Origin of the sequence: Leisingera sp. ANG-S5 (genome assembly GCF_000813925.1) — a bacterium.
Classification (GTDB): Bacteria; Pseudomonadota; Alphaproteobacteria; order Rhodobacterales; family Rhodobacteraceae; genus Leisingera.
In genome coordinates this window covers 472,143-490,560 of record NZ_JWLH01000005.1, presented here as the reverse complement: position 1 = coordinate 490,560, position 18,418 = coordinate 472,143, and the positions used below count along the sequence as shown (strand labels likewise).

Annotated in this window: 11 protein-coding genes; 1 reads left to right on the top strand and 10 read right to left on the bottom strand. The window is 59.2% G+C overall.

Translation table 11 applies throughout. The features are described 5' to 3' along the window. Positions 1–42 precede the first annotated feature (42 nt). From RA25_RS10640 to RA25_RS10610, 7 genes are all read right to left on the bottom strand, one after another. Entirely contained in the window at positions 43–1,548 is a 1,506-nt protein-coding gene (locus tag RA25_RS10640; protein ID WP_039172122.1) for a TRAP transporter large permease, read from the bottom strand. Further along, positions 1,545–2,126 (bottom strand): TRAP transporter small permease, encoded by a 582-nt coding sequence (locus tag RA25_RS10635; RefSeq protein ID WP_039172119.1) that lies wholly within the window; start codon positions 2,124–2,126, stop codon positions 1,545–1,547. The genes RA25_RS10640 and RA25_RS10635 overlap by 4 nt, the downstream gene beginning before the upstream one ends. 81 nt (positions 2,127–2,207) lie before the next feature. After that, positions 2,208–3,251, bottom strand: coding sequence for a TRAP transporter substrate-binding protein (locus RA25_RS10630; protein ID WP_039172117.1), 1,044 nt, complete (start codon positions 3,249–3,251; stop codon positions 2,208–2,210). 324 nt (positions 3,252–3,575) lie between these two features. Beyond that, a complete protein-coding gene (locus tag RA25_RS10625; RefSeq protein WP_039172114.1) occupies positions 3,576–4,274 on the bottom strand; it encodes a fumarylacetoacetate hydrolase family protein in 699 nt (232 codons plus the stop codon). Between the two features lie 221 nt (positions 4,275–4,495). After that, a complete protein-coding gene (locus tag RA25_RS10620; protein WP_039172113.1) occupies positions 4,496–5,536 on the bottom strand; it encodes an NAD-dependent epimerase/dehydratase family protein in 1,041 nt (346 codons plus the stop codon). Positions 5,537–5,798: 262 nt separating this feature from the next. After that, positions 5,799–6,503 (bottom strand): CpXC domain-containing protein, encoded by a 705-nt coding sequence (locus RA25_RS10615; protein WP_019295256.1) that lies wholly within the window; start codon positions 6,501–6,503, stop codon positions 5,799–5,801. 22 nt (positions 6,504–6,525) lie between these two features. Then, positions 6,526–12,063 carry a hypothetical protein gene (locus RA25_RS10610; RefSeq protein ID WP_152612183.1) on the bottom strand — a complete coding sequence of 1,846 codons (5,538 nt, stop codon included), beginning with the start codon at positions 12,061–12,063 and terminating at the stop codon, positions 6,526–6,528. 305 nt (positions 12,064–12,368) lie between these two features. Between RA25_RS10610 and RA25_RS10605 the strand changes: the two genes are divergently transcribed. Beyond that, a complete protein-coding gene (locus RA25_RS10605; protein WP_039147615.1) occupies positions 12,369–12,719 on the top strand; it encodes an META domain-containing protein in 351 nt (116 codons plus the stop codon). Positions 12,720–12,835: 116 nt separating this feature from the next. Here the strand turns inward: RA25_RS10605 and RA25_RS10600 are convergent, their stop codons facing one another. The 3 genes from RA25_RS10600 to secA form a co-directional block, all read right to left on the bottom strand. Next, complete coding sequence (locus RA25_RS10600) at positions 12,836–14,389, bottom strand: phosphate ABC transporter substrate-binding/OmpA family protein (protein ID WP_039172110.1); 1,554 nt, start codon at positions 14,387–14,389, stop codon at positions 12,836–12,838. Positions 14,390–14,413: 24 nt separating this feature from the next. After that, on the bottom strand, positions 14,414–15,328 hold the full coding sequence (locus RA25_RS10595; RefSeq protein ID WP_039172107.1) for a hypothetical protein: 915 nt from the start codon (positions 15,326–15,328) through the stop codon (positions 14,414–14,416). Positions 15,329–15,645: 317 nt separating this feature from the next. Next, on the bottom strand, positions 15,646–18,345 hold the full coding sequence (gene secA / locus RA25_RS10590) for a preprotein translocase subunit SecA (protein ID WP_039172104.1): 2,700 nt from the start codon (positions 18,343–18,345) through the stop codon (positions 15,646–15,648). Positions 18,346–18,418 lie beyond the last annotated feature (73 nt).

The window sequence follows — 18,418 nt, the reverse complement described above, 5'->3', positions numbered from 1 at the left end:
TGGCACGCCCCTCCCCGGACAACCGGAAAGGGGCCGTTATGTTTACTGCATAAGCATCAGCGGCAGCAGAGTAATCACCGGGAACGCCACTAGGATGATCACCCGGATGATGTCGGAAGCGACGAAGAACATCACCGCCTTGTAGGTGTCGATCATCCGGGTCTTGCGGTCCATCGCGTTGATGATGAACAGGTTCATACCAACTGGCGGAGTGATCAGGCCCACTTCAACAACGATCAGCACCAGCACGCCAAACCAGATGGCGACATACTCCGCCTCGATCCGGTTTACCCGGCCTTCTGTGACGCGGATGCCCAGTTCCTTCATCTGCTCGCGGGTCAGTTCGGCACCAGTGGCGATGGCATCCTGTATAGAGGCCAGCATCTCAGCCCCCATCCCTTCAGGCACGCCAGCTTTCAGAACCTCCATCGCCGCATCCGCCTGCATCGCGGGCAGGGACAGCAGGCCGAAGTCCAAGGCAGAGATAACCGGGAAGAAGATCGGAATCGTCAGCAGGATCATCGAGAGCGAGTCCATCAGGCAGCCAAACACCAGGTAGAAGGCAAGGATCAGAGCCAGCACCATCCAGGGGCTGAAGCCTTGGCTGACGACTAGGTCTGCCAACTCCTGCGGCACCTTGGTCAGCGCCAGGAACCCGTTGTAAAAGCCTGCGCCCAGCACGATGAAGAAGATCATCGCGGTGGACCGCGCCGTTACAAGGAAGCTGTCCGCCAGCGTCTCGCGGTTCAGCCCGCCATTTGTCCAGGCGATGAACCCGGTGCCAAAGGCCCCCACAGCAGCGCCTTCGGTCGGGGTGAACCAGCCCAGGTAAATACCGCCGACAACAAGGCCAAAAACCAGCAGCACCGGCCAGACGTGGAACAGCGCGGCAAAGCGGTCGCGCATTGGAACCGGTGGACGGGTGCCCGCGCTTTCCGGAAACAGGCGCACATAGACGGATATCGCAATCACATAGCCCAGTGCCGCCAGCAGGCCCGGAATGAAGGCCGACAGGAACAGCTTGGCAATGTTCTGCTCGGTCAGGATGGCATAGATCACCAGCACCACCGAGGGCGGGATCAGGATGCCCAAGGTGCCGCCTGCCGCCAAGGTTGCAGTAGAAAACCCGCCGGCATAGCCATATTGCTTCAGCTCGGGCAGAGCGACCCGGCCCATGGTGGCAGCCGTCGCCAGCGAAGAGCCGCAGATCGCACCGAAGCCGGCACAGGCGCCGATGGCCGCCATGGCGACACCGCCCTTCCGGTGGCCTAAAAACCCTTCCGCCGCCTTGAACAGCGCGGTGGACATGCCGCCCAGCGTCGCAAAGTGCCCCATCAGCAGGAACATCGGCACAATGGTTAGCGAGTAGGAGGAAAAGGTTGTATAGGTCTCACTTTTCAAGCGGCCAAACGCCACCTGCGTTCCGTCTGTCACCCAGATCAGCCCGCCAAGGCCAACAAGGAACATTGAGAGCCCGATAGGCACCCGCAAAAAGATCAAGAGCATCAAAACCGGGAAGGAGGCGATGCCAATTTCAAGAGCTGTCACTGTTCACCCTCCACGCCGTCCCAGATCAGGATGCGGCCGGTAAAGAATTCGATGGTGCGCACGGCACCCATGTAGATCCCGACGATGGCCGCGACGACCGCCGCCAGCAGGCTGATGGCGTAGGCCCACCAAACCGGGAACTCGAGCAAAAAGGAGGTCTCGCCGTTGGCGTATTTGCCTGCAAGCCCGTCTGCCAGCCGCCAGGCAATCAGCACCAGAACCGCAGCAAAGACCACTTCGGTCACCATTCGCAGGAAACGCTTCACGCCGCGCGGAAAGGCATTTGCCACCACATCAACAGAAGCATGCCCTGCAGTGATCTGGCACAGTGGCAGAAAGGCGAAAATAGCAAAGGCCACGCCCGCTTCGACCAGTTCAAAGTCGCCGTTCACTGGCCCGACCCAGCCTGTCATCCATTTCGAAAACCCGGGCGCAATCCGCTCCATCAAATCGCCATGGAAGAAACCGTTGAGCAAGCGCCCAGCGATTGAAACACATGTCAGAATGATCAGAAGAGTGAGGACTGCACCGCCCAGGTAGGCCATTGATTTGGCCAGCCGCATCATGAGCTTGTGCATGGTTCAGTTGCCTTGTTCCGGTATGCAAAGGGCCGCAGTGCCAATGCCGCGCGGCCCTTCACTTTTATCAATTCAAACGCCTTACTGGTACTGCGGCGTGTATTTCTCGATCAGCCCGCTGGCTTCTTCGATCAGCGCGGCACCGTCGATGCCTTTTTCCTTCATGTCAGCGATCCACTGGTCGTAAATCGGCTGCGCACGCTCTCGCCAGATAGCGGTCTGTTCTTCGTCGAGAGTGATGACGTTGTTGCCCAGATCCAGCGCCATCTCGCGCGAGGGGCCATCCGAATCCGCCTGAGTGCCGCCGGCAAAGACCGAGAACTCCAGGCCGGAGTTGTCGTCGATGGCCTTCTTCAGATCATCCGGCAGGCTTTCATACTTATCTTTGTTCATCGCCAGAACAAAGGTGAGGGTATAAAGCGCCTTGCCGGTGAACTCGGTGTGGTTCTCGACCAGCTCCGGAACCTTCAGCGCCGCGGTCACTTCCCACGGAATGGTGGTGCCGTCGATCACGCCCTTGGACAGGCCTTCCGGGATCGCCGGAACCGGCATCCCAACCGGGGTTGCGCCCAGTTCTGTCAGCAGCGCGTTGACCGAGCGGCCGCCGCCACGGATCTTCATCCCCTCCAGATCCTCAGGAGTTTCCACCGGATCGGATGTGTGGATCATGCCGGGACCATGCACCCAGGTGCCCAGGATGTGCACATCCTTGAACTCAGTGTCCTTCATGTGCTTGTCGAACATTTCCCAATAGGCATGTGAAACAGCGCGCGCATTGGTCATCATGAACGGCAGTTCGAACACTTCGGTCGAGGGATAGCGGCCAGGCGTGTATCCCACCACGGTCCAGACGATGTCGGCCACGCCGTCAATGGCCTGATCCATCAGCTCCGGCGGCTTGCCGCCCAGCTGCATCGAAGGGAAGCGGTCGATCTTGATCCGCCCGCCCGAGGCTTCCTCGACATTGTCCGCCCAGACATCCAGGATCAGTTTCGGCACGTTTGCCTGCGCCGGCAGGAACTGGTGCAGTTTCAAGGTCACTTCCTGGGCAAATGCCGGCATCGCGCCAAACACCGCCAGGGCCGCTGCGCCCGCTGCCCCCAAAAGCTTTCTGCGAGTGGTCATGTGTGTCCTCCCTTTGACCAAATCATTTACCGGACCTCCACCGTCGCAAGATTGCTGCGGCGCCCGGCGATTTTCTTTCCGTTTCTGCCGTCAGAACCCTCATTCGGGTTCGTTTAACGAACCGACTGCTTCCCTGCTATTAGGTGCGTTTGTAACCATCAACAGCAGATTATGCATTTTTTACTCATGAAATCTGTCCGCTCGCCCCATTGTCAGCGGGATTCACCATTCAATACGTTACGAAACGGCCATAAATCACATCCAAATTGATACATATGGAAACCGCCGCATGGCAACAACTATCGCGGCACGGGACATCCTGCGTCATTCCGCAGCAGCCAATGTCAGCTCAACCGGCGCAAGCCCGTCCACCCCTCCACGAATCCGATCGCCAGTCTGAACCGCTCCGACACCGGCAGGTGTGCCAGTCAGGATTATGTCGCCCGGCCGCAGATGATAGAACCCCGATAGGTGACCAATGATGTCAGTCACAGACCAGATCATCTCCGCCAGCGTAGCGTCCTGCCTGATCTCCCCATTCACCTCCAGCCAGATCTGCTGGTCTGCCGGACCCTCCCAATCACCCGCCCTGCTCATCGGGGCCAACACGGTGCCATTCTCCAGATCTTTCCCCAGATCCCATGGCCGCTGTTTCTTTCGCTCCCGAATTTGCAGGTCACGCCGGGTCATATCCAATGCACAGCCATAGCCAAATACGGAAGCCGCTGCTTCTGCCGGCCCGGCCCGGAAAACCGATGCCCCGATTGCCACCGCAAGCTCCATTTCATAGTGAAAGTCATCTGTACCCGGAGGATAAGGCACAACTTCATCCGTCAGAACAGCATTGGCAGCCGCCTTGGTGAAATAGAACGGCGCTTCCCGGTCCACTTCGTTACCCATCTCGGCGGCATGTGCTGCATAGTTGCGTCCAACACAAAAGATCCGCCCCACCTGGTAGCCAGCCTCCTCTCCCATCACTGGAACGACCAGTGTCTCTGGAAGTGGAAACAGAACTTTATTCATCGGAAATTCCTCTTGCTTAGCGGCCTGTAGCCAGCCCCTCAAAACAGAACTACAAAACCATCGGCTATAAACCTTTGATTGTCTTCAACATGACCAAGGTCACTCGCGTCAACGGCTTCCTTCCAAATCACACAGCCAGCATAGTCGTCAGGCATTGCTCCGATAACGGCACCAACTGCCTTATTGGACTTGCCCTTTCCCGTGGTGCCGCACAGACCGCTTTAGCTGCCGTCTTTTGCAGGGAATGGAGCGTCATAATACTCCCGGTACCAGTTGACGAAATGCTCTACGCCCTCAGCCACGGCAGTTTGAGGTTTGTATCCCGTGAGCCTGTGAAGCAGCGAAGCATCCGCCCAAGTCGCCGGAACATCACCGGCTTGGATCGGCATCAGGTTCTGTTCTGCCTTACGCCCGGTAGCCGCCTCGATCGCCTCGATAAAGGCGGTCAGCCGCACGGATTCAGAATTGCCGATGTTGACCACACGATGCGGTGCTACAGGCGACAGGCTGTCGCCCTCCGGCACAACACCGTCCGGCCGGCGTTGCGGAACGGCATCCAGCAGCAGCCGGATCGCTTCGACCAAATCGGTGACATAGGTGAAATCCCGCTTCATGTCGCCGTAATTGTAAACATCAATCGGCTTCCCTTCGAGGATCGCCTTGGTGAATTTGAACAGCGCCATGTCCGGCCGTCCCCAGGGACCATAGACTGTAAAAAACCGGAACATGGTGACCGGAAGTTCAAACAGATGCGCATAGGAATGCGCCATGTTCTCCGTCGCCTTCTTGGTTGCGGCATAGAAGGACATCTGGTGATCGGCCTTTTGGGTCTCCTTGTAGGGCATCTCGGTGTTGGCGCCAAAAGCCGAGGAAGTGGAGGCCAGCAGCATGTGCCGCGGTGGATAGGCGCGAGCGGCCTCCAGGATCTCAAAGGTGCCGGTTATGTTGCTATCTAGATAAGAACGCGGGTTTTCGATCGAATAACGTACCCCAGCCTGGGCCGCGAAATGCACCACAAAGTCAGGCCTGTGCGCCGAGAAAAGTTCCATCATGACACCGCGCTCTTCGATGCTGCGGTTGATGACGCTGAAAGCCGGATGCCGTTCCAGCATCTCCTGGCGGTCCCGCTTGAGCTGGACACTGTAGTAGTCAGACAGGTTGTCAATGCCAACGACGCGAAACCCGTCTGCTAACAGCCGCTGGCACAGATGGTAGCCGATAAAGCCGGAAGACCCGGTAACAAGAACAGTTTGCTGGCTCATTGGTCTGCTTCCGGGGTTACCTGGACTGCCGGGTTCCGGTACCCGGTCAAGGCTTGATTTCTGCGCAGACGCCGGACCGTCCAGCCGGCATTATTGCAGACCGCACCAGTGCATGCCATCCCTGAAGGTTTCCCCCATGAGCAAAGCTGCAGGCCTTGCCAGAAGACCTGTTCTGCAGGAACGTCTGGCTGCCCTTAGCTGAAACCTATTTACTCAAAACTGACCTGAACTCGTGACGCTTGCCTGGTCAGACAGAACTAGATCACTCTGCCTGGCGCCCTTCGCCCATGTACAGCTTCTGCATGTCCACGAAATAACCGTTGTCCAGCCGCCCGCGGACGGCGGCCCAGCCCTCCGGGTTGCCCTGGATGGCACGGTAGAGCTCTGCCGGGACGGTCATGTATTCAAGGTATTGCTCTGACGCCGTTTCCAGCCAGGCGAACACATAGCTGTCTTCCTCTTCATCCGCTTCGGTCAGACGCAGTTCGATGCCTTCTGCCAGCGGAACCGTTTCCACGCTGCGTAGGATGTGCAGCTTCATCATTTCGACGATCACGTCATCAAGTCCCAGTTGCTTAATCAGCAGCTTCTCCCGCACTGCAGGCCAGCCGAAAGTGAGGCGCGCCGCCAGGCCGCTGCCGACGTCGCGGGCCGCCGCCGGGGCGCTGGCACCATAGCTGGCGCCGAACAGCTCCCTGGCCTCATCCTCCAGTTCCAGATGGTCGCGCAGGCGGCTGGCAGGCATCGCGGCAATCCACTGGCCGCGGCCTGCATCCAGATAGTTGAACTGAGGCTGCAGCCGGAAGCTTTCGCCGCAGGCATCGCAGGCGCAGTCCTGAAACCGGTCTTGCAGGATATCGTCGCGCAGGTCAGGCCGCCGGTCGGCGTTTACGCTGCCCACGGCCATCATGGTCACCGGCGCCTCGCACTGCGGGCAGACCAGATTGACGGGGTGAAATAGGGACATCGGTCAGAAGCCTTTCAACAGGTCAGAGTTTTTCCAGCCAGCCAACGGCAGGGTGGTTCGGCTTCAGCTTGCCGGAATGAAAGGCGGCATACAGCTCCGAGAACCACTCCCCCGGCGCCCGGAATTGGTAGCCGGTGATCCCCTTGGCGCGCTCGCTGAGCAGATAGGAGTTCCAGCTGTTGGGGTAGCTTTCCTGATAGACCACCCCGCCGATTGCCAGCTTCTTGGCGGTGGCCATGCTGGACCAGGGCTTGGCCGGTTCCGAGGCCATATCGACAAAGGCCTCCATCTTGATCCGGCGGCTTTCCCAGTCCTCATCCGAGCAGGTTTCATCCTCCGGCCTGGGCGGCACATGGGCGCTTTTGTTATGGGCCATGTATTCAGTGACATAGGCCGTATCATAGCTGAATTTCTTGGCAATCTTGTCTGCGATGCCAGAAATATCCATGCCGTGTTCGGTCCAGCCGCCAAAGTCCTTCTTCTTGCCGTTGTTCTTCATGAAGCTCTGCTTGTCGTCGACCGCATGGCCGACCTCATGCAGGGTGTTCCAGTTGAAGAAGGTGACCGGTTCCTCGTTGGCGGGTTTGCATTTCTCCAGCTCTGCGCGCTCTTCCGGGGTGGCGGCATCGTCCAGGCTGCCGACCGCATCGTCGCTACCAAAGGCGTAATTGGGCGAGGCCCCGGCATCGCCTTCGTGCATCACGATCCGCTTCTTGTCGCTTTGGTACTTGGAACCGCCCTTGGCGGCCTCGTTCACCGCAAAGCTTTGCAGCGAGTCGTTGTTCAGCGTGTGATCCAGCGGCAGGTCCTGCATCGCCTTGTAGAAGGCGACGATGTTCGGCCCTTTCAGGTTGTTATCGGCAATTTCCGAGGCCGGGGCCAGGTTCTCGTTGCTGAAGTTCTTGATATCGCATCCAAAACGCGCCTTGAACGCGACCTTGACCACGGCACGCTGAGCTTCCGGCTCCAGGTTGTCGATCATTGCGTCCAGTTCAGCCGTGCCATTGGGGCGCGACAGGATTTCCTTGATGTCGTCTTCCTTGGGCGGAGTGTTGGCGCGCATTTCCGCCATCACAAAGGCGCTGGTGCCAATGGCGCGGGCCTCCTCCAGAAGCTTGACGCCCTCGCCCGGCTTCTTGCCGGCCACAGCTGCCGCAGCATCACCCAGCTTCTTGCGCATAGTGTCGATACTGGGCTTGATAGCGTAGCGGTGCTCGTGTTTTTCCAGCACTGCCAGGCGCGGCTCGACCTCCGGTTTGGCGCGCAGCTCCTTGTATTGCTTGTGCTGCCCCGCCATTTCCAGCGCGATCTTGGTCTGGGCAATGGCCGCCTCGATATCGCTGCTGACCTTGGCATAGTTCTGGCCGCCCTTGGCCGCGGTTTCGGCTCCATCCAGCAGTTTTTCAACCGCGTCCGTCTCATCCTTCACATAGGCCGCCTCAGCGTGGCCGGTAACCGGCGGCAGGGCGGCGCGGGCGCGGACGATTTCCTGCGCGATGAAGGCATATTGCGAGATTACCTCATTGGCAGTGTTGCAGGCCTCCAGCGCTGCCTTGAGATGGCCCTTGGCGGTCTTGGCGTCCAGCCCGTCCTTCTGGCAGTTCTCAATCTCGGTATTGGCGGTGTCCAAATGGGGCTTGGCGACGTCCGCGTTGTCGCGGCTGCCCACTGCCTTGATCGACAGTTTCGCCGCCTGCACCTGCGGCCACCAGGGGGCGCTGTCCTCGTCGCCGCCGATGGCGGAGTTCACCGCTTCGAGGATACCGTGGGTATTGGCGGAGCTGATTGCCTCCTCGGCGGATTTCGTGACTTCCTCGGCCATAGTCTTGGCGGTGGCGTAATCGCTAGGGGCCAGCTTGACCAAGTTGTCGTATTTCGCTGTCAGCCGGGTCAAGTGGGCCTGGATCGCGTCTGCGTGCTTGTGGCCCCTGGCTTCGGCCAGCTTGGCCTCGGCAGCGGCGCGGGCGGGTTCATAATCGGAAGACCCCTTGATGGATTGCAGCAGCGCCTTGGCGTCTTCGGTGATTTGCTTCAAGAGCTTGATCGCCTGGGTATAGTCGTTGCTGTCCAGATCGGTCCGTGCGAGGTCCAGTTTGGCGGCCGTGAGCCGGTCCGCCATCGCCTTGATCCGGTCTTTGGTAGCATCGTTGTTTTCCGGTGCCAGCGCATCCACCGCCGCTTGGGCATCTGTCACGCTCTGATTATAGGGGGCCGCTGCCGCGATCAGCAGCTTGCAGGCCTCAATCTTCTGATACGCCTTTTCGAACATCCGCAGCGCGGCAGAATAGGTATGCGCAGCCTTCATCGCCTCATACTTGGCGAAATCCGCATCAGCACGGGCGATCTGATGCACTCCGGCCTCCTTGCCGGGGCCGATCAGGGTAGCGCGGGGCGTCTTGAAGAAGGGGGTTTCCCAGCCCAGCACGGTTTTCAGGTTTTTCAGATCCTCGTCCGTTGCTTTCGCCCAGCCCGCCGCCGCCTTGGCCTTCTCCGCGGCACCCTTGAAATCGCGGGCGGTCTGCTTGGTGGTGCTTTCGTCGAGCAGGTCCTGGACTTCAGTCTTGCGGTGGGTCAGCTGGGCTTCGACATCGCCGCCTTCGGTGGTGATCTTGGCGATGATAGCAGCGGCCTTGGTGCGGTCCGCCTTGATGGTTTTGAACAGCTCGCCATCGGCGCGGGCTTGCTCTACAATCTTGCGCGCGGCGGCGATCTTTGCCTCACCACCCTTATAATCATAGCCTTCCGGCTTGATCAGATCGTCCGCTTCGCCGCTCAGTTTGTTAGCGTCGTCGATATGCGGCTGCAGGCAATTGGCATCGCTCAGCGGTGCCAGCGCCGCAATCTGCGCCGCCAAAGAGGCCTTCAATTCGCCGTAGGCGCGGTGCTGGTGGATCAGCACCATTGCCATCTTGAGATTTGAGATGGCGCTGTCCAGGTGCGCCCGGGCATCATCGAACTTCTTGGCCGTCTTGGCTTTTTCGGCCTCCGCGGCGGGCAATTGAGCCTTGGCGATCAGCGCGGTGAAGTCATTGCCGGTATCGGCTGCGACCACCTTGTCGCGGATATCGGTGAAGACCTTGAAGGCCGGATCCCACTTCTTCTTCAGATCGTCGAGCGCGGCGGTGTCTGTCATCCCGCCCAGCTCCACAGCGGCCTCTGCCGCGGCCTTGGCGCTGTCGGCGCGTTTCTCGGCATCTGCCACACAGTTGCTGGCGGTGGTGAAGTCCAGCTTCAGCGCCGCTGCTGCCGCCTCGGCCATCAGGGCCTTGGCATCTTCCAGCATGGTTGCAGCCTGCGGCACGTTCTTGAGCGGGTCGATCTTGCCCTGAACTGCCACGCGTTTTTCCTTGTAGGCCTTACAGGCGTCCGCTTGGGCGGTCGCAGCGGGCCAATCGCCCTGGGTGGCGTCCAGCAGGGTCAGGGCGGTGGAGTACTTGTGCAGCACCGCTTCGGCCTTTGCCGAGGCGAGATCCGCCTCCATCTTGAGGATGATCACCTGAATGCCCGAAGCACCATCGTGGTCTTTGAACTCTTTCAGCTTGGCCTCAAAGGCCGTCAGCTTCGGAGCATACTGCTGAACAACCGGGATTTCCTTTTTGAGGAAGGGCAGGAGGCCCCAGAACTTGCTGAGTAGCTTGATCGACTCGGTGTAATCCTTGCTCGTGGCAACATCTGAATCGGTGTAATAACCCTTGGCCTCGTCCAACTTATCCTTGAGCAGGTTCTTGATCGCCGCTGTGAGGCCCGCCCAGTGGTCGATCCACTGTTTGACCTTGGGGCGCCAGTCCTCATACAGCTTGCGCTGTTTGCGCACCTTGGCGGTTCGTTCATAGACCTTGGCGACTTCGTCCAGCTTCTGGATGCCATCCTTGAATTTCTTGGCGGCCTTGTCCTGCTGCGCGGCATCATAAAGCCGCTCCATCTCGCGCGCGGCGTCATCCACTGCCGGATCGCCGACTGTTACGCCGCGGGCCGCGTCGGCCAGCGCCTTGCGGTCGGGATCGAGCGCCATGAAATGGGCGAACTCATCGGCCAGGATTTCGGCCTTGGCAATCTCCGCTTCGGCCGCAGTCAAGTCGGCGGTGGCCGTTTTCAGATCATGCGCTTTGGCCTTGTCCGCCGCGGCGGTGCGCAGTCCGGTAATGCGGGTGATTTCAGGTGCGATTTCGGGCGCCGTGGCCTTGGGGTGGCTGGTCAGAGGCACCATGCGCAGATCGAAGATTTCCAGAGCCTTTTGGAACGCGGTCTTGGCCTGAGTGTCGGCGGCAACCGCCTTTTCCAGAGCGTCCAGCGCCTTTTCGCCGGCATCCAGCTTGGCGCCGCTGGCATCCTCGGGCTTGGCCTTGGCCTGCGCGGCCAGCGCCGCAACCTTGTCGAGCGCGGCTTTCCACTTGTCAGGGGTCTGGCTGACCGCTTCCGGCACCATGGTGTTGTAGGTCTTGACCGGCCCGTCCTTTAGTGCTTTGAGCGCGGCCTCGATCCGGGCGATCTGTTCGTCGACGGTGGCGTCCCCGGTCTCGCTGCCGGTGTCGCCGGAGGGTGGTGCGGCCTGTTCCGGCGCCTTGGCCGGGGCTTCGGGTTTGGTTGCGGTCGCGGTATCACCGCCTGCTGCTGCCTCGGTGCTGGCAGGAGCCGCCTCCCCGCCGCCTGCATCGGTGGCGGTCTGGCGGGCCTTGGAAATCGCCTGCGCCAGCGGGCCGACTGCCTTGAGCGCGCCCTCATAATCCGGCGGGCTGGCGGCCACGCGGGCCTTGATTTGGGTCCAGACGGTTTCAATCTTCTCCGACTGCGCAGTCTTCAGTGCCAGCACCTCATCGATCAGCGGCTCCAGCTTGGCTGCCGCCTGCTGCCACTTGCCTTCCAGCAGGCTCTGCCGCTTGGCGCGGGCGGCGGCATCCTGAGCGGCGGTCTTCATCTCGGCGGAGAGCTTGGCGATATGCTCCAGCGCGGCGGTAAAGCCGCTGCCCTCGGCCTTGGCCTGGATCGCCTTCCACAGCGTCTCTGCCTTGGAGAGGTCGATGCCGGCGATGTCGCGGAGCTTCGCCATGTTGGTCTCGACCTTGGCAGCGGTGGTTTTCCACTTGGCCTCTGCCGGATCCGGTTCGGCGGAGGGGGCGGCCGGCGCCTCAGCCGACGCTTCGGTGGCGGTGTCGCCGCTGGCGGCCGGGGCGGCCTGGGGGACGTCCTCTGCCGTTTCATCCTCATCATCGGCCTCCGACTCGACGACATTGCCGGAGGGGTCGAGAATAAGGATCTTGTACTTGAGCCCGACCACCATGAACATCTTCTTGGCCTTGCGGGCCATGCCAGGCACGATCTTGCCCTCGACCGACATCGACAGTTCCTTGCCGTCCAGCTTCAGGGTGCCGAAGCTGAACTGCGGGGTTTCGCCATCGGATTTCGCTTGCTTGCCCAGCACCTTGGCAGCCTTGGTCTTGTGAGTGAGGAACACCGAATTCTCGATCTTCTTGCCAAAGCACAACCCGAAGGACAACGCGCGTTTGCGGGCGAGTGTCATCTGCTGTTTGATTTCTTTTGCGGCGGATGCGTCAAGTGGCATGGGGACACTCCCAGGACTAAAAACTATTTTAAAACAGTAGGTTATCTCTGCCACCATCAAGCGTTGCATAGAAGCCGGATTCCAGCAAGATTTTTTCTTGTCAATTCTGGCTGGCTGCGCAGACTAAAGGTCCATGTGCATTAAAGAGAGGCATAAATGATTATCCGACCGACTGGTTGTGGCACGTGAGGGGTTCGCGCTTAGCCGGCGCCGTGTTTCTTACGGCGTTTTCAGGGGTTTGCGTCGGGTTGGCCGTTTTCTCATTTGCCTCTGATGGCGGGAGCGGACAAAGCGGAGGAATACCCATGGTCACAACCACGGCAGCAGATCTCGACGGTGCCTGGATCGTCCAGAAGGTTAAGGACGTCGATCTGGACCCATCTGAAAATCTGCGATTTGATTTCGAAGATGGCACACTCTACGGCTCCAGCCCTTGCCGGAGCTTCACCACAACTTTCGGCCCTGACCTCGAGAACTTTATGTTCTCACCGTTCCAAATCGGTGGAGGGCTGTGCGATGAAGCAATCATGATTACCGAACGGGAGTTCATGCAACAGATCAGCCTAACCAACCGTGTGGAGGTCACCGGGGATGGAAAACTTGTAATGTATAACTTCGACCAGCCGCTGCTGTGGGCCACTCGGTTAGCTAGCTAGTTGAGTGAATCGGTTTAAACTGCTGCAGACAGTTCTTCGCGACTACCGCTATCTTCTCGGAACAACAACAGCCTAGCCAGCGGCAAACTGTTGACCAATTTCTTAAATACTCTTTTCTAGCGCACCCAGACCTCTACCCTGCGATTGATCTGGCGGCCCCAATCGCTGTCATCACAGGCCATTGGCAAAACTTCACCAAATCCTTCAGCTCGGATTTTGACACGGCCAGTGTCTGCTGTTTCCGCGGCCTTGATCACCGCATCACGTACCGCTCCAGCCCGCTTCAACGCAATTTGCCGGTTGCCTGCCGCGGGCCCAACACCATCTGAAAATCCTGCAAAGATAACTTCCTTTGAGTCAAACTCCCCTGCTTCCAGCGCCCTGGCCAGTTGCTCAATGTTGGAGCGGGACTGAGCGTCCGGGCGCGAGGAGCCAGGTTCGAAACGGAAAGAGACGGTCAGCCGCCGCATTCCACCCAACTCAGTCACCAAACGCTGCAATTCCGCCAGGCCGCCGTTTTCTTCCGCTGCTTGAATGGCATTAGCAAGCCGGTTGCCTTGACGGCTGACCGGGATCAGTTCTGGAGCCTGATCCACAAATCCGGCACGGCGGATCACTGCCTGCGCTGCCGGTCCGCGCACATAGGCGAGAAAGTCCCGCGCCACTTTGGGAAGACGCCGGGCCGGCAGGTACAGGAACATCGGAACTGTCAGCGGGTAGTCCTCAGTTTTCACTGCCCGACGGCCGGCTTGCAGGAAAAATCCGCAGGGCCCAGTCAGCGTCAGAACCCGGGCTGCGCCTTTCTCAGCATAGCTAGCGATACCTATGGCAAAGGGGTCAATCATCACCCTACGGACCAGCAAGCTGCTGCGGTCATGTCTCTGGATGGCAGAAGTAAACGCAGTCCCGGATGGGTTCATCAGCTTGTCTTCGACCGCCTGAGACAAACCGGAAGCGGACACCGGCATATGGATCGAAACGGGAGCATCGGGGCCGCCAAGCTCCCGCCAATTGGTGATTTGTCCTGACAAGATGCCAGCCAGCTGCGGCAGAGTGATTTCGCGCACCGGATTGCTCGGCGCCACCACTGGCACAAAGGCATCCAGCGCCAGCACACGGCTGCGTCCCACCCCTGTTAGATCCCCTAAACCTGCCGCCCGTGCAGCCTTGCGTTCAAGGGGACGTATTTCCCGAAGCGCCATAGCAATATCCGCCTCATCCGCGATGAGAGCCGCAAATCCTGCGTCAGTATTGCTGGCAGCAAAAGTGAACCGCGCAGCAGGCTTCTGCCCGCGCAAAAGCACATGGCTGAAGTTCCCTGCAGGAAGAGCTTCCCTGCGCGTCTGATACCCATTGCGCAGTGCAAATCCCTCGATCAGCGCAGGCAGCAGAACTTCCGACATCGCAGAGGAACCGGCGAAAGTGATCTCCGCAACAAATCCAGACAGGCTTGGACACCCCGGCCCGTCACAGGAAACACCTGACCCATCAACAGTCAGTTCGCCGAATTGAGTCTGCACCCGGTAGAACTCACCATCAAAACCCAGCAGAGTGCCTGTGATTTCAACGGCGCCGTCCGGGGAAGACAATGTGACGTCCTGGGCCGCGAGTGCGCGCGCAAGAGCTGCCAGAAAAAGTGCGGCGCAAACGGCCGCACGGAAGAAGGTCATGTTGATACCTGAAATTACCGCAAATCAGTTGGCGGCAATCTTCAGGTCTTCCATCAGATTATTCAACACCAGAAAACTGCCTTGTGCATCGCAATCCGGCATTGCCATAACCAGATCACGGCTGCTGAGTCTGCCGCTATGCAGCTGCAGCGCCTGAGCATAGATATCCCGCCCGCAATTTCTGGCGGTAATTTCGGCCTCGGCGGTCAAGGAAACTCTCCCGTCCTGTCCGGGCAATCTGGACGGCAGGCTGTACATCTCGGCAATGCGCGGTGCTAACTGGCTTTCATCGCCGAGCCGCATGACCCGGCCAATCCCGGCTTGGTCGCCTGCACCGTGCCAGACATGACCCGCACTGCCGTAAGCAGCTCCAAATTCCCGCGCGTGCAGTTCAATCCCACTGTGGCCACTCCATTGTACGACCACACGTTCCACAGCCCCAATATCGGGAACTTCGACGACAGCAACCGCACCTGCGCCACCGGAAATTTCAGCGATAAAGACTGCCGTCTGAGTTAAGGCCGGCACAAGCCCTTCATAGCGCCCGGCTTCGTCCAGAGAGACAGTAAAACTCATACCACTGTGGTGCACAGTAAGGCGTTCGTTTGCGCGGCATGCAGCATCAACCGAGAAAGCAACCATCGCCAGCGGAGCTGCCTTGGCTGCGGCTGTCATACGGCAAGAGCTCTCAGGCTCCGGCTCTGAACTCTGGTGGTCCGCAGATTCCCGGGCAGATGCTGGATTTGCAGAGGTCAAAGCAATTTTTTCGATTTGCAGTTCCGCCCAGCTAGGTTCCGATGGCAATTCAGCACCGGCAGCGGCAGCTTTAAGGGCAGAACCGGCTTCACGGTCTGTTCCGAATGCCTGCATATAGACCCCGATCCCCAAGGCGCATGCCAGCGTCAGCGCACTTGTCAGCATCACCTGTTTCGTCAGCATGGGCACCTCCTGAACCAGCTTGGTGGAGGAAGCCTGCCCGGAAAAGACGGCCAGTTTGTGGCCGCATACAGGAGAGAATCCGGCAATTCTCCCATCTTCGTTGCTCGCTAGGAAACAATACAGACGCACTTAGCTGCGCTGCGGGCGTTCCGGCTCGGCCTTATCTCTCCTTTTAAAGACAGCTATGGCGCTGCACGCAAATGCAGCGCCACTTCAAGCCAAGGCCGTAAGTTGAGAAAACCTGTAGGGGCACTCCCCCCCCTTTTGCTTCTAAGCGTGCCTCCGATAATTGATACTAGGCGACTTAAGTGTATCAGTTAGGCTAGGCTGCCGTGGCAGTGCTTGAACTTCTTGCCGGATCCGCAAGGGCACTTGTCGTTGCGCGAAGGATTTCCCCAAGTCGAAGGATCATCTTCAACAAAACCGGGAGCCGCAGCCTCCGTCGGGGCCTCTGCCCCCGAAGCCTGTGCCGCCATCTGCTGCATGGCTGCCTGGCGCGCAGCCATCTCCATCAGCATCTGCTGCTGCTCTTCCTCAGTCATCGGACGCACCCGGCTGAGCTGCTGGGAGACTTCCTCCCGCAAACTGTCAAGCATGCTCTCAAACAGCTGGAAGCTTTCGTTCTTGTACTCGTTCAAGGGATCGCGCTGCGCATAGCCGCGGAAACCTACGACCGAACGCAGATGCTCCAGCGTCAGCAAGTGCTCGCGCCATTTCTTGTCGATGGTCTGCAGCAGCACCTGCTTCTCGATGTTCCGCATGTTCTCCGGACCAAAGGCCTCAGCCTTCTCCGCCATCATCTTGTCTGACGCATCTACCAGCCGCTCGCGGATTTGCTCGTCGTCGACACCTTCCTCCGCGGCCCAATCGGCTACCGGAGCATCAATGGACAGCATTTCGCGGACCTGTTCCTGCAAACCCTGTGTATCCCACTGGTCAGCATAGGTCTTGGGCGGCATGTGAACATCCAGCAGATCGTCGATCACCTCATGGCGCATGTCATTGGTGATTTCAGACAAGTCTTCTGCCGCCATGATCTCGCGGCGCTGCTTGAAAATCACCTTACGCTGATCGTTCATCACGTCGTCGAATTTCAAAACATTTTTGCGCATGTCGAAATTGCGGCCCTCGACTTTGGCCTGAGCGCGTTCCAGCGACTTGTTCACCCAGGGGTGGATGATCGCTTCACCCTCTTTCATGCCCAGAGACGACAGCAGCTTGTCCAGACGCTCGGAACCGAAGATGCGCATCAGGTCGTCTTCGAGGCTGAGATAGAAGCGCGTGCGGCCCGGGTCGCCCTGACGGCCGGAGCGGCCGCGCAGCTGATTGTCGATGCGGCGGCTTTCGTGCCGCTCAGACGCCATTACGAACAGACCGCCAGCATCCAGCACCTTTTGCTTCTCTTCCGCGTGTTTGGCTTCTTCAGCCGCACGCAGTTCTGCTGGATCGGCTTCTGGGTTTGCCGCCAGCGCCTCCAGTACCTTCATCTCCACGTTGCCGCCGAGCTGAATGTCGGTGCCACGGCCAGCCATGTTGGTGGCGATAGTCACCGCGCCAAAGCGGCCGGCATCGGCGACAATTTGCGCTTCCTGCTCGTGGTGGCGGGCGTTCAAAACGTTATGCGGAATACCTTCGTGCTGCAGCATCTGGCTCAGCAGTTCGGATTTCTCGATCGAGGTGGTGCCCAAAAGGACCGGCTGGCCCTTTTCATGCGCCTTCGTGGCTTCCTTGATCATCGCTTCGTATTTTTCACGGGCGGTGCGGTAGACTTGATCGTCCTCGTCTGCCCGGGCAATCGGTCGGTTGGTCGGCACTTCTACCACACCAAGACCATAAATTTCGGCAAATTCCTCAGCCTCGGTCATCGCCGTGCCGGTCATACCGGACAGCTTTTCATAGAGACGGAAGTAGTTCTGGAAGGTGACGGAGGCCAACGTGGTGTTCTCCGGCTGGATCTGAACGTCTTCCTTGGCTTCGATGGCCTGATGCAGGCCTTCGGACAATCGGCGGCCCGGCATCATCCGGCCGGTGAATTCGTCGATCAGAACCACCTGGCCGTCGCGGACGATATAGTCCTTGTCCCTTTGGAACAGCTTGTGTGCACGCAGCGCCTGATTCACGTGGTGCACCACTGTGGTGCTTTCGGGGTCGTATAGCGACGCCTCAGACTCCAGCAGCCCATGCTCACGCAGGACCTGTTCCAGATATTCGTTGCCATCCTCCGTGAAGGTCACGCCGCGTGTCTTCTCGTCGATCTCATAGTGGTCTTCCGCCAGCAGCGGAATCACTTTGTCGATGGTAGAGTACAGCTCCGAACGGTCCTCTGCCGGACCGGAGATGATCAGCGGGGTGCGGGCCTCGTCGATCAGAATTGAATCCACCTCGTCGACGATCGCAAAGTTGTGCTGCTTTTGGAACACCTGATCCAGCGAAGGTTTCATGTTATCGCGCAGGTAGTCGAAACCCAGCTCGTTGTTCGTCGCATAGGTGACGTCGCTTTGATAGGCGGCCATCTTCTCAGCATCGGGCTGGCCCGACCAGATCACGCCGGTGGTCATACCCAACTGAGCAAACACCTTGCCCATCCATTCGCTGTCGCGCTTGGCCAGGTATTCGTTCACAGTAACCACGTGCACGCCCTTGCCGGTCAGCGCGTTCAGGTAAGCCGGGAAGGTCGCCACTAGTGTCTTACCCTCGCCCGTCTTCATCTCGGAAATGTTACCCTGATGGAGAAAGACTCCGCCCATCAGCTGGGTGTCAAAGGCACGCAGGCCCAGGGCCCGCTTTGCGGCCTCACGCACATTGGCAAAGGCTTCGGGCAGCAGCGCGTCCAGGCTTTCACCGTCCAGCGCCCGTTTGCGAAGTTCTTCGGTCTTAGCAATCAGCCCATCATCGCTGAGCTTCGCGAACTCATCTTCCAGCCCGTTGATCTGCGCAATCAGCGGCCGTGTCGCCTTGACTTTACGGTCGTTCGGCGTGCCGAAAACCTTTTTGGCGAGTGTTCCGAAACCCAGCATATCTTCTCCAGCGATCCTATGTCCGGCCTTTGCATCGGGCAGGCTTGCCCGCCGTGTCCGCAACCCATAAACA